Source organism: Pseudomonas phytophila (genome assembly GCF_025643095.1).
Lineage (GTDB): Bacteria > Pseudomonadota > Gammaproteobacteria > Pseudomonadales > Pseudomonadaceae > Aquipseudomonas > Aquipseudomonas quasicaspiana.
In genome coordinates, this window is record NZ_CP081201.1 from 91823 (window position 1) to 108535 (window position 16713).

The window sequence follows — 16713 nt, forward strand, 5'->3', positions numbered from 1 at the left end:
CACATGAAGTCCGGGGTTTTTTTTGCCTGCGATTTACTCGGCGGGTGCCTTGTCTTCCAGCTCCATCCAGCCTGCAAGTACGGTATAGGCTTCTTCCAGGCCCATGCGCTTTGGTGCAGAGAACAGCTGGATGCTGACGGCGTCGCCCCAACCCTTGCGGATTTCTGACTGAACCTTGAGCAGTGTGTTCTTGGCTGCGCCGTAAGTCAGCTTGTCAGCCTTGGTCAGCAGAATGTGCATCGGCATGTGGCTGGCGATGGACCAGTCCAGCATCAGGAGGTCGAAGTCGGTCATCGGGTGACGGATGTCCATCATCAGAATCAGACCTTTCAGGCTTTCGCGGCTGCCCAGATACGCTTCAAGGTGGCGCTGCCAGTGCAGTTTCAGCGGGATAGGTACCTTGGCGTAGCCATAACCCGGCAGGTCGACCAGGCGTCGCTCATCGTCCAGCTTGAAGAAGTTCAGCAGTTGCGTACGACCTGGCGTCTTCGATGTACGGGCCAGGCTGGCGTGCGTCAGGGTATTCAGCGCGCTCGACTTGCCTGCGTTGGAGCGTCCTGCGAACGCCACTTCAAAGCCGTCGTCGTCCGGGCACTGGTCGACTTTGGCTGCGCTGAGCATGAAGGTTGCCTGTTGGCACAAGCCGAGGATGGGATTCTTGAGTTGCATGTGATTTCCGGTGAGAGCGGTGCCTGCAAGGGGTGCGGCAAGAGGTGTCGTTTCCGTTTCAGTGGGGCCAGTATATAATTACCGCAGATTTTGTGTGTGCTTTGTCCCGGTCCCGGGAAGCTACATCAGCCAAGCGAGAACTATAAGCGCATTAGAACGCAGTCCGCTTTTAACCTGAAAGGGTTGCTGAGTATGAAGGCTTTGGAGTCGCCTGTGTTCAGGAGTTCAAAGTGATGCCGTTGCGTGGATTGTGCAGAGACCGCAATAGCGGGGATTCGCGAACCTTCGTCCGTCTGGATGAGCGAGTCCACCTCTATAAAACTATTCACCTTTAGCCGATCTGGATTACCTGATGAACAAAATTTTCGTGAGTCTGCTGCTGGCTCTGGGCATCTGCGGCACGAGTCAGGCGGCTGACACGGTAGTCGGCGACGCGGCTGCTGGGCAGGCCAAAACCGCCGTTTGCAGCGCTTGTCACGGCCCCGATGGTAATAGTCTGGTGCCAAACTTCCCCAAACTGGCGGGCCAGGGCCAGCGATATACGCTTAAGCAACTGCATGAAATCAAGGACGGCAAGCGCGTCGTGCTGGAAATGACCGGCTTGCTGACCAGTCTCAACGAGCAGGACCTCAACGATATCGCCGCGTTCTACGCCAGTCAGAAAGGCAGCGTGGGTGCCGCTGACGAGAACCTGGTCGCTCGCGGTGAAGCACTGTTCCGTGGCGGCAAACTGAGCGAGGGCATGCCGGCTTGTACCGGGTGCCATTCGCCCAATGGCGTGGGCAACGCGCCAGCGGGGTTTCCGCATCTGGGCGGTCAACACGCTGATTACATCAAGAAGCAGCTCGTGGCCTTCCGCGAAGGTGACCGCACCAATGACGGCGACACTATGGTCATGCGCTCAATAGCCGCCAAGTTGAGTAACAAGGATATCGAGGCGCTTTCGCAGTACATTCAGGGGCTGCATTGATCATGCGGTGATCTTGTTGGAGCGTGCGGGTGGCGATCCGGCTTGCCCAGGAACCAATCACCGCGCAGGGCAGATACACCGCGTTACAGTTCTTCGCGTGCAAGCCTCGCTCCAACGCATTCCAACTCAAAAAAAGGGTAGCTTCGGCTACCCTTTTTTGGTGTTGCCAGCGTTACACTAGCGAACTCGTGTCTTGTCAGCCGGTCGAAGCCCGGTCGTTGCAAGGCCCTCAAATCAGCCTCAGGAGTAAAGCATGCGTAATCTGATTCTCAGCGCCGCACTGGTTGCCGCCAGTATTTTCGGTATCACGGCACACGCTGCCGAGCCTATCGAAGCCGGTAAGCAGTACACCGTGCTGAGCAGCGCTGTTCCTGTTTCCGAGCCAGGCAAGATCGAAGTTGTAGAAATGTTCTGGTACGGCTGCCCGCACTGCTACGCATTTGAGCCGACCATCAACCCATGGGTCGAGAAGCTGCCTGCTGACGTTCACTTTGTCCGTATTCCTGCCATGTTCGGCGGCCCTTGGGACGCCCACGGCCAACTGTTCATCACCCTGGACACCATGGGCGTAGAGCACAAGGTTCACGCCGCAGTATTCGATGCGATCCAGAAAGGCGGCAAGCGTCTGACCGACAAGAACGACATGGCCGAATTCGTTGCTACTCAAGGCATCGACAAGGCAGAGTTCCTGAAGACCTTCGACTCGTTCGCTGTAAAGGGCAAGATCGCCCAGTACAAGGAACTGGCCAAGAAGTATGAAATCACGGGCGTACCGACCATGATCGTCAACGGCAAATACCGTTTCGACCTGGGTTCTGCCGGTGGTCCGGAGCAAACCCTGCAAGTGGCTGATCAGCTCATCGAAAAAGAGCGAGCGGCCAAGTAAGCAGCGCCTGCCATGCTGCGCAAGAAAGCAGTAAGAAGCGTTGGCCTGCATGATCCGCAGGTCAACGAGGATCATCTACAGGCAAGTGGTCTGCCGGCGGACGGTCGGCTCCGCTTGCTTAGCTTCAACATCCAGGTCGGGATCAGCACCGGCCGCTATGGTCATTACGTCACGCGCAGCTGGCAGCATTTGCTGCCGCACGTGGGGCGGGCCAGTAACCTGAAGAAGATAGGTGACTTGCTGGGTGACTTCGATCTGGTTGCCTTGCAGGAAGCCGATGGCGGCAGTTTGCGCTCCGGCTACGTCAATCAGGTCGAGCACCTTGCTCAGCTCGGTGCCTTTCCTTACTGGTATCAGCAACTCAATCGCAACCTGGGTCGTCTGGGTCAGCACAGCAATGGCGTGCTTAGCCGCCTGCGACCGTGGGCGATCGAGGATCACCCGCTGCCCGGGCCTGCCGGGCGCGGCGCGATTCTGGTTCGTTTTGGCGAAGGTGAGGATGCGCTGGTCGTGGTGATGATGCACCTGGCACTTGGCGCACGCACCCGTACCCGGCAATTGGCCTATATCCGTGAATTGATCGGTGGTTACCGTCATCAGGTACTGATGGGTGACATGAACACCCACGCCCTCGACCTGCTGGAAAAATCTCCATTACGTGACCTGGGTCTCCTTGCTCCGCAAATTGAAGCGACTTTTCCCAGTTGGCGACCGCAACGCTGCCTTGATCATATTCTGCTCAGTCCTACACTCACTCTGGAACGGGTTCAGGTATTGGCTCAGCCAATCTCTGATCATTTGCCCGTTGCAGTGGAGATCCGCCTGCCTGCTTCATTGGGTGGCGACTCGCTGCCCGTTATCAGTCATCGCGGATCTCCTGAATGAGCGACGAAGCCGAACGCTGGCGAGAGAAATACCTCAAAGGCGTCGAACAGCAAGACAAGCTCGAAAAACGCTGGAATGCCCGTCTCGACTTGCTGCGCCGTGGTCTGGTGCGCAGTAGTCTGGCGGCCGAAGGGTCGGACCGGGCTGTCGACCAATGCATGAAGGAAATGCGCGAAATCGTCCGTAAGGACGACATGGACGCGGGCCTTGCAGCGTTGATTCCAAGGCTGGAAAAGGCGGTACTGGATTCCGAGCAGCGCCGCGAAGAGCGCGCTGCACAGGTCAGTAGCGCCTTGGTGTCGCTGGTCACGCAGTTACAGTCCCTGCAATTGCCCAAGGACGTACGCAAGCCACTCAAGCGTTTCGCCAAAGACCTTGAGGAGCGCGCCTCGCAAGCGCGGGAGCTACCACTGTTGCTCGGCGAGCTAAGCGGCCTGCAGGGCCAGGCGCTGACGGTGATTGAACGACCTGAAGAGCCGCACCGGCCGGGGTTGCTGCAGCGTCTGTTTGGTGGGCATGAAACGGGGGATGCTCCGGCTAAGGACGCCAGTGATACCGCAGCCACTGTTCCGGAAGTCATGCCTGAGCGTACGACTGATTCAACCGAGGTCGATGAGTGGGACGAGCCTGACGAACCGCCCAAACCAGTCGATCCAGCTACGTCGCCAGCTGTTGTTGCGCCTGCTGCAGCGGTCTCTGCTCCTCCGAAAACTCCGCAACTGCCGCCAGAACCAGCATCCCCGCCGCCAGACGTGCAGACGCCGAACGTCGAGCCCGTGCTCGAAGTGCCCGAGCCCGCGATCCCGGCTCCTGGCCATGAAGCCGACGTCATTGTCGAGCCTATCGCTGTTCCACTGGCTGCGTCAGTCACTGAATCCATCCCGATTGAGGATTTGCTCGCCCCAATCCCGGTTGTGCCCTACGAATACGTGTCAGAGCCGGTCAGCGCTGTCGGCGAATTCGATGAGTTGCCGCAAGAAGCAGAGTCTGGCGAAGAAGAATCAACCTACGCGCTGCCCAGCTCTCCCGAGCCTAGCTACAGCTCCGTGGCTGCGCATATCGAACACACCCTGTTGGGCCTGCTCAACGATCTGACCCTGCCGGAGCACCATCGGCCTCAAGCCGAGGCGATGCGCTTGCGCCTCGAACATGGCCTTAACTGGTACGAATTGCTGCCCATTCTCGATGATCTTGCCGTTTTGATGCTGGCGATCACGGACAGTGGTCAGCATGAGTTCGAGATTTATCTAAAGCAGCTCAATGAAAGGCTCGAGTCATTCCAGAGCAATCTTCAGGCCGCCAGCGAAGACTACGTGGGCCAGCAGACCGCCTCGCGTGAGTTGAACAATGAGCTGCGTCTGCAAGTGGACGGCTTGCAAAGCAGCGTCCAGGACGCCGCCGATTTGCCGAGCCTGAAAAAGGTACTGGAGAACCGCCTGGAAGGTCTTCTGGGCACCATGGATCAACATCAGAAGACCCGCGACGAGCGTGAGCAGGACGTTGCGGCGCGCCTCCAAGGTCTGGCGAGCCGGGTGGCGACCATGGAGCAAGAGGCGTTGGGTTTCAGGGCCAATCTTGAAGAGCAGCGGCAAAAGGCACTGATCGATCCATTGACCGGCTTGCCCAATCGGGCCGCCTGGGAAGAACGCCTTGGGCATGAAATGGCCGTCTGGCAGAAGAACAAGACCAACCTGTTGGTGTGTATTCTGGATCTGGATCACTTCAAGCGTATTAACGATGGCTACGGGCATCTGGCCGGCGACCGGGTTCTCAAGATTGTTGCAAAGGTTGTGAAGAAGCAGCTACGCCCGACGGATTTCATTGCGCGCTTCGGCGGTGAGGAGTTTGTGATCCTCTTGCCTGCGACTCAGGTGACAGCAGGCCTGGCTTTACTCGAGAAACTGCGGACGGCGGTTGAGGAGTGCCCGTTTCACTTCAAGAGCGAACCGGTCACCATCACCGTGTCCACGGGCGTGACAGCGTTACGCCCCGGCGAGCGCAGTGATGTAGCGCTCAAGCGCGCTGATCAGGCCTTGTACCGCGCCAAGGAAAACGGCCGCAACAGAGTTGAGCAAGGTTGATCGATGACTCGACAGCAGTAAGCGATTCCACAGCAGTGCGCTATGCTCCCCACTTTCTTGTCTCTATGATCAGGTTTTCATGAAGCTGTTTTTATCTGCCCTGCTGCTCATTACGTTGACGGCCTGCACCAGCGGACCGCGACTCGACACCAGTCATCCGTCGGTGAACTACGATAACCGCGTGCAGTTTGTCGTGGTGCATTACACCTCTGCGACGCTTGAGCGTTCCCTTGAGTTGCTCACTCACGGCGAGGTCAGTGCGCACTACCTGATTGGTGATACGCCGCCGACCATCTACAAGCTCGTCGACGAGAGCGCCCGGGCCTGGCACGCCGGTGAAAGTGAGTGGGATGGGCGCACCTGGCTCAACTCTGCATCGATTGGTATCGAAATCGTCAATCCTGGTTACCGCGATACACCGACGGGCAGACTTTGGTATCCGTATACGGAAGGGCAGATTCAGGCGCTGATCGTGCTGCTCAAAGACATCGTCAAGCGTAACCATATCGACCCGCGGCACATCATCGGTCATAGCGATATCGCGCCGGCGCGCAAGCTGGATCCGGGGCCGCTGTTTCCTTGGAAACGACTGGCCGAGGCTGGGCTGGGTGTCTGGCCGGACGAGCGTCTGGTGGCCGAACAGCAGGCACTTATGCTCGATAGCGTGCCGGACATCGCCTGGTTTCAGCAGCAGCTTGCTCGCGTTGGCTACACCGTACCGCAGACGGGTGAACTGGATGTTGCCACGCGGGATGTTCTGGCCGCTTTTCAGATGCATTACCGACCCGCGCGTTTCGACGGACAGCCAGATGTGCAGAGCGCCGCTATCCTGAAAGTGCTCAACCGCCAGCGCTGATTTCGCCAATTCGTTGCCGCAGCTCCAATCCAGCGGGCTATTTTCGCGTTTGTTGCTATACCTAGGGGTATTCCTCCGGGTATCAACTGATGCGCGATGCGGCAACACCCTTTCGCACGACCCTGTATCGTCCTTGGCTGATGGCTTTGCTCGCCGCCTTGATGAGTGCTGCCGTGTTGTTGGCGGGCAGCTTTGCATTGGCTTTGCATCAGGCACGACAGAACGAAAGCGAACAGATGAATGCTCAGGGCGGGCGCTTTCTGGTGCGCCTGGAGCAGCTGTTTGGCCAACTGCGCGCCGGTCTTGATCAACTGGAGGCCCAGCCTCTGCGACGCTGTAATCCGGACATGATCGACCGATTGCGTCAGGTTACCTCCAGCTATCGATTCATCTATGAAGCTGCGTTTGTGGGCGATGCCAGAGCGTGTTCCAGCGGATCGCGGGACAGTCAGCCTGGCCTGCCTCGCAAGCCGGATATTCGCGGCCCCACCTACGATTACTGGCTCAATACCTCAGCTCAACCCGACGACAACCTCGCAGCGTTGGTGCTGGGCCGGGGCGGCTTCAGGGTGTCGACCTCCCGGGGGCATCTGACCGATGTGGTGGATTTGCCCACCGGCGGCAGTCTGCTGGTGGTGCTGAATCATGGCGTCAAAGCCGTCACTGTCCTGGGTCCTGATCAACCCTGGCCGCTCAGCGTCCGCTGGTCCTCGAACAGCGCTGAAAAGCTGATCATCACCGATACCCTGTTGATCTATCGCATGCCCACTGAGAGCCCCGTGTACCAGTTGGTGATGATTGCGCCCCGCGCCGGTCTCCAGCAAAAAGTAGCGGGAGCCTGGTGGTTGCTGGTCCCCGCGAGCCTGCTGATTGCATTGTTTATAGGCGCGCTGGTGTTGCAACTCGTGCGTCAGCGCCAGTCGTTAGGGGGTGAGCTGCAGGGCGCGTTGCGGCGCGGCGAATTGAAAGTGCTCTTCCAGCCGATTTTTGATCTGCATTCGCGTGTATGCGTGGGGGCCGAAGCGCTGGTTCGCTGGCGTAGGCCGGACGGCACGCTGACCAGTCCGGACCTGTTTATTCCGTTGGCGGAAAACACGGGGCAGATTCGGCAGATTACGGATTTCGTGTTGCAGCAGTTGCTTGAGCAGTTAGGGCCTCTGCTGCGAGCCAATCCGCAGCTCTATATCTCGGTGAACCTCGCCGCGTGTGATGTGATGGCTCCGCGAATTGGCCGGGTCACGGCCAAATTGCTGGCCGTGCACAAAGTCTCGGCCCGGCAGATCGCCTTTGAAGTCACCGAACGGGGATTGATCGATGTGGTGATCGCCCGCAATCACTTGCAGGCGTTGCGCGACAAGGGACACCAAGTGTTGATTGATGATTTCGGCACGGGATATTGCAGCCTGGCTTATCTGCAAACACTGCCCGTGGATTGCCTGAAAATCGACAAAGCATTTATCGATGCCCTGGGTCATGATGCCGCCAGCAGCGGCGTGGCTCCTCATATCATCCGTATGGCCCATGCCCTGCAATTGCGGGTGATTGCCGAAGGTATCGAGTTCGAATCCCAGGCCCGGCTGCTCATGAGTGAAGGCGTGAAATACGGTCAGGGCTGGTTATTCGCCAGACCGCTAAGCGCTCGTAAATTCAGCGAACTGGTCACAGGCGGCCGCCGCAGCGAAGGGCGGCGGGCTGAGGATGTGGCGTAACGGTGTGGTGTAAAGGCGAATTGTGCCTCTCCAGGATCGACCAAGGAGCGCAATTGTTCGCGAGGCGGTGTGCCTGAAGAAACGCGTCAGACCCTTTCGGCAACAAGTTGCCTCCTACCTCCATAAGCGCTATGCCTGTGCAATGCCGAGGTAGGAGCGAACTTGTTCGCGAGGCGGTGTGCCTGAAGAAACGCGTCAGACCCTTTCGGCAACAAGTTGCCTCCTACCCCCATAAGCGCTATGCCTGTCCAATGCCCGGTAGGAGCGAACTTGTTCGCGAGGCGGTGTGCCTGAAGAAACGCGTCAGACCCTTTCGGCAACAAGTTGCCTCCTACCTCCATAGCGCTATGCCTGTGCAATGCCCGGTAGGAGCGAACTTGTTCGCGAGGCGGTGTGCCTGAAGAAACGCGTCAGACCCTTTCGGCAACAAGTTGCCTCCTACCCCCATAAGCGCTATGCCTGTGCAATGCCCGGCAGGAGCGAACTTGTTCGCGAGGCGGTGTGCCTGAAGAAACGCGTCAGACCCTTTCGGCAACAAGTTGCCTCCTACCTCCATAGCGCTATGCCTGTGCAATGCCCGGTAGGAGCGAACTTGTTCGCGAGGCGGTGTGCCTGAAGAAACGCGTCAGACCCTTTCGGCAACAAGTTGCCTCCTACCTCCATAAGCGCTATGCCTGTCCAATGCCCGGTAGGAGCGAACTTGTTCGCGAGGCGGTGTGCCTGAAGAAACGCGTCAGACCCTTTCGGCAACAAGTTGCCTCCTACCTCCATAGCGCTATGCCTGTGCAATGCCCGGTAGGAGCGAACTTGTTCGCGAGGCGGTGTGCCTGAAGAAACGCGTCAGACCCTTTCGGCAACAAGTTGCCTCCTACCTCCATAAGCGCTATGCCTGTGCAATGCCGAGGTAGGGGCGAAGGCTGATTTGGTGAAGGTTTAACCTACAACGGCAGCGCCATATAAAACTGGGTGCCCTGCCCCGGTCTGGAATAGACGCCCATCCGGCCGCCGTGCAGTTGCACGATCTCTTTGCACAACGCCAGCCCCAGCCCGGCACCGCCTTTCTTGCGGCCGACCTGGACGAAGGGTTCGAATATTCGTCCCTGCTGGCCGTAGGCAATACCTTCGCCGTTGTCTTCCACGCTAATGATGACCCGTTCGCCGTGACGCCGTGCCTGAAGGCGGATCAGCCCGTTTTCCGGGGTGTGGCGCAGGGCGTTGTCCATCAGGTTATCCAGCACCCGTTCAAGCTGGGCGCGGTCAGCATGCAGTCGAGGCAGTGGTTCCTGGGTCTCGATCGACAGGACAATGTTTTGCTCGTGGGCCTTTTCTTCGAAGCGTTGTCGCGCTTCTTCCAGCATGTCTTCGATGGACACAGGGGCCAACGTAAGCTTCTGTAAGCCGTTTTGGTAACGAGAGAAGTTCAGCAGGTCATTGATCAACTGCATCAAGCGCTGCATTTCTTCGTTGACTGTATCGAGCAGGTCCGACTCGCGGGAGTCTGGCGGGAATTTTGACCGTTCGCGGAACAGACCAAACGCCATGTGCATGCCAGTGACCGGCGTGCGCAGCTCATGGGATGCGCGCAAGACAAACTCGCTACGTACACGCTCGAATGCGCGCTGTTCGGTGACATCGTGAAGCACCATGACCGCCCCGAGGATGTGCCCCTTGGTGTGGCTGACGGGGGTCAGGCTGTAGGTGAGAAGCCGCGATTCCCCGTCGACCTCAATTGAGAGGTCTTCCGGCGCACGCTCAAGCGTTCCGCCGCGCAGGGTCAGGTACAACTGCTCGTCCAGTTCGGGGCGCTCCAAGGCTGCGCCGAGCCCTTGGCCAAGCTTGGGCTCTTCCCAGCCCAGCTGACGTTGAGCCACCGGATTGAGGTGTTCCAGACGACCTTGGCGGTCGATCATCAACAACCCGTCGTCGATGCTGTCCAGCACAGCCTGCAAGCGCTGCTGACCCGCCAGCAGTTCATCGACGTTAGTGACCTGATGCTGACGTAACGCTTCGGCCATGATCCCGAAACGTCGCGTCAGCAAATTCATTTCAGCGCCTGAAGCAATCGGCAGGGTCACCTCGAAGTTGCCCTTGCCGATGCTGTCCGCAGCTTTGGCCAAGGCCTCGATGGGGGCGCCGAAGCGACGAGCGATCCCGTGAGCGGTAATGAACCCGATGCACAGCACTGCAATGCCTACCAACCCAAGCAGACCTGCAACCCATAACGCCCGTTCGCGGGAATGGATTTCCACCTTGCTGATGTTGTCCAGCGATTGGCGGTGGGCGACCAGCAAGTTATTGCGCAGGTTGTTGAACGCCTCAGTCAGTTCCGTGTTGTCGCGCATCGAACGTGCGGACTGGCGGGATGCTTCGTAAGCGTCGACGAATTTCTGATAATCCGCCCTGGCTTCGTGGAAGCCATTGTCGACGTTGTTGCGTTCATCGTTCTCGACGCCTTGTTCCAGCAATACCCGGAATTGATCCTGCAGTTTGCCCAAGCGCTCAGAATTGGGCGTCTCATTGAGCATCATAACCAGTTGATCGCCCAGGTTTTGCCGGAGCTTCAGCCCGGTATCCAGGGTCACGAAATTCTGCTGGATCAACGACTCCTGCGAGCTCGCCATCTGCATCACGCTGACCAGACCAAGCACCAACCCCAACAACGCTACCGTTATCAACGCCGAAATGCTGAAGAAAAGCCTGGTGCGTAACTTCATCGCCAGTTTCATGCCGGGTTAGTCATAGGTTGTACTGCTTGCGTTTTCGATACAGCGTGGAAGCATCGATGCCCAATGTCTTGGCGGCCTGATCGAGGGTGTCGCTGGTCGCCAGGACTGCGCCGATGTGGGCTTTCTCCAGTTCATCCAGGCTCAGCGCAGCACCGACTCGCGGCGCGTTGCTGGTGGGTTGCTCAGCCATGCCCAGGTGAGCCACTTCAACCCGCTCTTGCGGGCAAATGATGCTGGCGCGTTCGATGACGTTGCGCAGCTCACGAATGTTGCCTGGCCAGCGGTAGTTCAACAGCGCGGCTTTGGCTTCATCGCTGAACCCCCTGGCCGGGCGTGCGTAATCCTTGACGAAGCGCGCCAGGAAGCGATCCGCCAGAGTCAGGATGTCTTCCGTACGCTCGCGCAGCGCGGGCAGATTCAGGGTGATCACGTTCAGACGGTACAGCAGGTCTTCACGGAAGCGACCATTGCGCACCATGTCTTCAAGGTTCAGGTTGGTGGCTGCAAGAATACGGACATCGGCACGGCGAGTCACCGGATCGCCGACTCGCTCGTATTCTTTGTCCTGAATGAATCGAAGCAATTTTGGCTGTAACGTGAGGGGAAAATCGCCGATCTCGTCGAGAAAAAGCGTCCCCCCGTCGGCCTGGTTGACGCGACCCAAAGTGCTCTCGCTCGCGCCGGTAAACGCGCCGCGGCTGTGACCAAACAGCTCACTCTCCATCAGTTCGGCAGTCAGCGATGGACAGTTGATGGTCACGCAGGATTTCTTGTTGCGCTTGCTCCAGCCATGAATAGCGCGGGCCAGTTCGCCCTTGCCGGTGCCTGACTCGCCCAGAATAAGAATGTTGGCGTCAGTAGTCGCCACCTGACGAGCTGTCTCCAGAATCGCCATCATCGAAGGGCTGTGGGAATCCAGGCCGTCCTTGGGTTTGCGAATTTCGCCTTCCAGTACTTCCAGCCGGGCTGACAACTGGCGTACTTCCAGCTGTTTGGCGGTGGCCAGACGCAGTTGATCCGGGCTACACGGTTTGACCAGATAGTCAGCCGCACCGGCTTGAATAGCATCGACTGCTGTATCGACCGCCGAGTGAGCGGTGACGATCACCACCCGCATCCACGGGGCTTGAACGCGCATTTGCGCCAGTACATCCAGGCCATTGTCTTCGCCTAGCCGCAAGTCCAGAAAGCACAGGTCGAAGACCTGGCGCTGCAGCAACGTTTCCGCTTGGGATGCGCTGTTGGCGGTGGCGACACTGTAGCCCTCATCTTCCAGGCAATAACGGAACGTGCGAAGGATCGCGGATTCGTCATCCACAAGCAGAATACGGCCCTGATTCTCAGTGGCTGCTTCCATTTTTCCTACGCTCCTTAATGAATTGTCTTGCGTTAGTGTCGGAATAATCGGGCAAGTTGCATGGTTGATTCTGATTGATTATGCGAGGGGGATGGTAGTTATCTGAGTGGTTTTGAGATAAATAACTGATTTTTATAAGAAATAATCTCTTCGTATACCTCGCGCCAGGCTTGCGAGCTTCAGTTGCATTTCATGTTGCATGAAGCCAGTTCTGCCGATTCCTGCATGCTGCGCGGCGGCTATTTGCGATTCACGACGGCGTCCCGCTCGAATCCCGTTCCGCACTTACTTGTCATTTGCTGATCAGACAAAGGCAAGCCTCTGAATTGAGACGTATCTCCGGAGGACTGGCTCGAAACCCTTACACAGCTATGAAGATGGAGAACTGCCATGCACCCGCTGAAAAAGCTCGCTCTGGCCACAGCCACAATCACCGTGCTGGGCCTGAACCCTTTGATGGCCAGTGCTGCTCAGGGCGATTTGCCCAGCCAGCTCGCCGAAGCGCGTCAGGAAGGTTCGATCTGGACCGCATTCGCCCTCAACAAACATTTGAGTCCGTTCAAAATCGACGTCAGCGTCGAGCAAGGAACGGCTGTCCTCAAGGGCAAGGTAGAAAACCAGGTTGATCGTGAACTGGCCGAACGCATTGCGCTGGACACCAAGGGCATCGACAAGGTCGACAATCAACTGGAGATCGACCCCAATGTCGCTGCTGAGCCGGGCACCAAGGCCAATATGGCGCAGCGATTCGAAGACGCCACGCTGACTGCGACCGTGAAGTCCAAACTGCTTTGGAGCAGCGTCACTGAAGCACTCAACATTGATGTCGACGCCAAAGACGGTGTCGTGACGCTTAAAGGTCGTGCGCAAAGCCCGGAAGCCAAGGAAGTAGCCGGTAACCTTGCGACCAACACCGATGGTGTGGTCAGCGTCAATAATTTGATAAGCATCAGTGCTGCGGACTCCATTGCCTCACGGGTTGATCCGCAGGCGACAAGCCCGGCTGAAGACATCAGTGATGTATGGATTACCAGCAAGGTCAAATCCAGCCTGATCTACAGCCGTAATCTGGATGGCCTGAACATCAAGGTCGACACCAAAAGCGGTCTGGTCAGCCTTAACGGCATCGTTGCCAACTATGCGGAAAAAGAACTCGCCGTCGAGATCGCGCGAAATATCCGTGGCGTTAAAGGCGTGAATGCGGATGCCCTGAAAGTGATGACCCGCACGACCGGCTGATCAATTGGGCTAGTACGTTCGTGCATCCTGCACGACCCGTCAGGGCTGATCGTGCAGGATGCTACCAGCATAATTATTTTAGCGTTTTTAAGTTATTGATTTATAAGGTTATTTGTTTGAATTGAAAGCTGGCATGCAGGCTGCAATATCTTGTTTATAGAAGCCGTGAAAACCCCGGCAACAAGATCAAGTTTGACAGCCCCACGTGGTGTCAGGAGCAACCAGATGAACCGCCAGCGTCTTACTCAATTGCGTATTTCGCCTCTGCACATTCAGCAGGCTTTGTTCGCCAGCCTGGCGCTGATGGTCACTCTGATTGCAATTCAGCTGTTTCAGCATTGGGAAAATTCCCGCGAATCTGCACAAATCAAACAGCCATTCACTTACAGCCAGACTTACAACAGCCAGACGTACAGCAACGCCAGTGCGTCGATGGCTCGCGATACCGCGCTGAGTCTCACGCCGGTTGATCGTAAAGCGCCTGCAAGTGAAGCACCGCACCAGCAAACCTGGGTTTTTTGACCCGCAGCAGTAGCAGCAGTAAAAGCAGCATCCATTAAAAGCAGATAAGGAGATTCATCATGTTGAGTTGGGCAATCACGTTTCTGATCATCGCCATCGTCGCCGCCGTTCTTGGTTTCGGTGGTATCGCCGGCACCGCAACCGGTATCGCGAAGATCCTTTTCGTCGTATTCCTGGTTATGTTCGTGGTCTCGTTCTTCTTTGGCCGTCGCGGCCGAGGTTAAACATGCGCACGTCTCTGCACTCAATCGCAGCCGCCCTGTTAATGGGCGGCAGCGCAATGGCGATGGCTGCCAATGACGGCCAGTCTCGGGTCAATCAGTTATTGGGATCTGACCCCGAGTACCGGTCTACCTGGAGTTCAGTGATCAAGAAGGAGGAGCGTTTGCCCGACTGGGTGATCAATCTCTCCGGTGCCAGCGAGCAGCAGATGACCGCTGTGACCGAAGACAAGAAGCCGTATCTGGTCGGTCCTTTGTGTGAAAAAGCTGAAACCTGCAAGAGCCAGCGTCTTCTCGTGGCGTTCAGCCTCGACAAAGATGAAGCCTATGCATTGTTGGTAGATGTGCCAGCTGGCCTGCCTTCGGACAAGTCGCCGACACGTCATGCAACTTACCGTTATCTGGGTGAACCGGATGAGGGAATGCAAGGCATGCTCCAGGAACAGCTCCGCAAGGATCCGAACTGGTACTGATTCACGGTATTCGAGAACAGAGAGCATTCATGTTCGGGGTGCTCTTTAGCTACGCGGTTCGAGAAGAACCGCGTATGACCAGGGGGCCGGGACGCTTTGATCGTTTGGATCGGAGTGACCTAGGAGTACAGGGAGTGCTTCCGACGAGGGCCGGGTCAGGAAGAACCGCGACGCAATTCCATGATTGTAATCTCGAATGTTCGGGAAACGGTCGGCTGTCTTGCGTTGCGTTTTATCATTTCAACTTGCATTAGATGCATGTCCGAGCATCCGACAAATCTTGTACGAATTGTCTGCTTTTCATCCCTTCCGTTTACCTGCTGATTTCCTGTTTTAAATTTCTGAATGGCCTGTAGAGGGCGAATTAGCCACCTTTGAGCCGATTCGCGGTACGTTCTGGTCGTTTTCAGGCATGTTTTCTGTCGCTTGCATTATGCCGATTCGGCATGGGGTAGTCGTTTACGGCATTAGACGTCGCGCCCATGCGTGGGAATAGTTGCGCCTTTTTTCGTCAGCTAAAGAGCCGGATGCTCGCTTGCTGCATTTACTCGGCACTGCTCTGAACGGTAACCGATGTCTCGCCGCTGCTGTGGATCAGCAAAGTCGTGCATGTGTGCTTAGAGAAGTGCGAGCCACTTGAAAAAAGGTAACGACATGAAGAAGGCAAAGCTGAGCCTGGCATGGCAGATCCTTATCGGTCTGACACTCGGGATTGCGCTGGGCGCGCTACTTAACCACTTCAGTGCAGAGAAGGCCTGGTGGATCAGTAACATCCTTCAACCGGCGGGCGATATCTTTATCCGCCTGATCAAAATGATCGTCGTACCTATTGTGGTTGCCTCGCTGGTCGTAGGGATTGCAGGTGTTGGCGATGCCAAGAAGCTGGGGCGTATTGGCCTCAAGACCATCCTTTACTTTGAAGTCGTCACGACCATCGCGATTCTGGTTGGACTGGTGCTGGCCAATGTTTTCCATCCCGGCACCGGTATTGACATGAGCAGCCTGGGTACTGACGACATCTCAAAGTACATGGCGACCACGGCAGAAGTGCAGCATGACCATGCTTTCATCTCCACGCTCCTGAACCTGATCCCTTCCAATATCTTTGCGGCCCTTGCCCGTGGCGATATGTTACCGATCATCTTCTTTTCGGTGATGTTCGGTCTCGGTCTGGCGAGCCTGGACGCTGAGGTGCGTGAGCCGGTGCTGAAGGTATTCCAAGGCGTGTCGGAAACCATGTTCAAGGTCACTCACATGATCATGAACTATGCGCCCATTGGTGTATTTGCCCTGATCGCTGTGACCGTCGCTAAATTCGGTTTCGCCTCACTGCTGCCATTGGCCAAGCTGGTGATTCTGGTTTACTTCGCCATCGCCTTCTTCGCGTTCGTGGTGCTTGGCCTGATTGCTCGTCTGTTCGGTTTCTCGGTGATCAAGCTGATGCGCATCTTCAAAGACGAGCTGATCCTGGCCTACTCCACCGCCAGCTCCGAAACCGCCCTGCCGAACGTGATCAGAAAGATGGAGGCCTATGGCGCGCCGAAGGCGATCTGCAGCTTTGTGGTACCGACCGGTTACTCGTTCAACCTCGACGGTTCGACCCTTTATCAAAGCATCGCGGCGTTGTTCATTGCTCAGTTGTACGGCATTGATCTGTCCATCGGCCAACAGTTGATGCTGGTTCTGACATTGATGGTGACCTCCAAAGGTATCGCTGGCGTGCCAGGCGTTTCCTTTGTGGTGCTGCTTGCGACGCTGGGCAGTGTGGGTATTCCGCTGGAAGGTCTGGCATTCATTGCCGGTGTCGACCGCATCATGGACATGGCGCGTACCGCATTGAACGTGATCGGCAACGCGTTGGCTGTACTGGTCATCTCGCGTTGGGAAGGCATGTATGACGATGCCAAAGGTGAGCGCTACTGGAATTCCCTGCTGCACGCGCGCAGCAAGGAAGCGGTTCCGGGCGCTGAGCCGGTGTCTTCGAACAACGCATAAATGCTCCCGACAGGCTGCAAGTGACCTCAAACTCACGCACGACCGGTAGGACCGAATTCATTCGGGAAGGCTGTGCTCAGGCGATACATGTGCAGTGGATGTACCGGCCTCTTCGCGAATGAAT

The 16713-nt window shown here is 57.0% G+C and carries 14 protein-coding genes; 11 read left to right on the forward strand and 3 right to left on the reverse strand.

Translation table 11 applies throughout. The features are described from left to right. Nucleotides 1–33: 33 nt before the first annotated feature. Complete coding sequence (gene yihA / locus K3169_RS00440) at nucleotides 34–669, reverse strand: ribosome biogenesis GTP-binding protein YihA/YsxC (protein ID WP_027902791.1); 636 nt, start codon at nucleotides 667–669, stop codon at nucleotides 34–36. A gap of 352 nt (nucleotides 670–1021) precedes the next feature. Here yihA and K3169_RS00445 point away from each other — a divergent pair, with 352 nt between their 5' ends. From K3169_RS00445 to K3169_RS00470, 6 genes are all read left to right on the forward strand, one after another. Further along, nucleotides 1022–1639 (forward strand): c-type cytochrome, encoded by a 618-nt coding sequence (locus K3169_RS00445; protein ID WP_027902790.1) that lies wholly within the window; start codon nucleotides 1022–1024, stop codon nucleotides 1637–1639. A gap of 253 nt (nucleotides 1640–1892) precedes the next feature. Further along, nucleotides 1893–2525: a thiol:disulfide interchange protein DsbA/DsbL gene (locus K3169_RS00450; protein ID WP_231674834.1), complete on the forward strand. Its 633-nt coding sequence runs from the start codon at nucleotides 1893–1895 to the stop codon at nucleotides 2523–2525. 12 nt (nucleotides 2526–2537) lie between these two features. After that, nucleotides 2538–3410, forward strand: coding sequence for an endonuclease/exonuclease/phosphatase family protein (locus K3169_RS00455; protein ID WP_231674833.1), 873 nt, complete (start codon nucleotides 2538–2540; stop codon nucleotides 3408–3410). Then, nucleotides 3407–5491, forward strand: a complete 2085-nt coding sequence (locus K3169_RS00460; protein ID WP_263269462.1) for a GGDEF domain-containing protein — start codon at nucleotides 3407–3409, stop codon at nucleotides 5489–5491. Before K3169_RS00455 ends, K3169_RS00460 begins: the two co-directional genes overlap by 4 nt. A gap of 79 nt (nucleotides 5492–5570) precedes the next feature. Then, nucleotides 5571–6347, forward strand: coding sequence for an N-acetylmuramoyl-L-alanine amidase (locus K3169_RS00465; protein WP_027902786.1), 777 nt, complete (start codon nucleotides 5571–5573; stop codon nucleotides 6345–6347). Nucleotides 6348–6436: 89 nt separating this feature from the next. Continuing rightward, complete coding sequence (locus K3169_RS00470; RefSeq protein ID WP_263269464.1) at nucleotides 6437–8056, forward strand: EAL domain-containing protein; 1620 nt, start codon at nucleotides 6437–6439, stop codon at nucleotides 8054–8056. A gap of 938 nt (nucleotides 8057–8994) precedes the next feature. Here the strand turns inward: K3169_RS00470 and K3169_RS00475 are convergent. Next, nucleotides 8995–10782 (reverse strand): KinB sensor domain-containing domain, encoded by a 1788-nt coding sequence (locus K3169_RS00475; RefSeq protein ID WP_231665491.1) that lies wholly within the window; start codon nucleotides 10780–10782, stop codon nucleotides 8995–8997. 10 nt (nucleotides 10783–10792) lie between these two features. After that, entirely contained in the window at nucleotides 10793–12139 is a 1347-nt protein-coding gene (gene algB / locus K3169_RS00480) for a sigma-54-dependent response regulator transcription factor AlgB (protein WP_099270254.1), read from the reverse strand. 390 nt (nucleotides 12140–12529) lie between these two features. Here algB and K3169_RS00485 point away from each other — a divergent pair, with 390 nt between their 5' ends. From K3169_RS00485 to gltP, 5 genes are all read left to right on the forward strand, one after another. After that, a complete protein-coding gene (locus tag K3169_RS00485; RefSeq protein WP_027899434.1) occupies nucleotides 12530–13378 on the forward strand; it encodes a BON domain-containing protein in 849 nt (282 codons plus the stop codon). Nucleotides 13379–13603: 225 nt separating this feature from the next. After that, nucleotides 13604–13900: a hypothetical protein gene (locus K3169_RS00490; protein WP_263269468.1), complete on the forward strand. Its 297-nt coding sequence runs from the start codon at nucleotides 13604–13606 to the stop codon at nucleotides 13898–13900. A 59-nt stretch (nucleotides 13901–13959) separates the two neighbouring features. Further along, nucleotides 13960–14124 (forward strand): DUF1328 domain-containing protein, encoded by a 165-nt coding sequence (locus K3169_RS00495; protein ID WP_002555679.1) that lies wholly within the window; start codon nucleotides 13960–13962, stop codon nucleotides 14122–14124. Between the two features lie 2 nt (nucleotides 14125–14126). Continuing rightward, nucleotides 14127–14594: an inhibitor of vertebrate lysozyme family protein gene (locus tag K3169_RS00500; protein ID WP_027899432.1), complete on the forward strand. Its 468-nt coding sequence runs from the start codon at nucleotides 14127–14129 to the stop codon at nucleotides 14592–14594. 654 nt (nucleotides 14595–15248) lie between these two features. After that, entirely contained in the window at nucleotides 15249–16589 is a 1341-nt protein-coding gene (gltP, locus tag K3169_RS00505; protein WP_027899431.1) for a glutamate/aspartate:proton symporter GltP, read from the forward strand. Nucleotides 16590–16713: the final 124 nt, after the last annotated feature.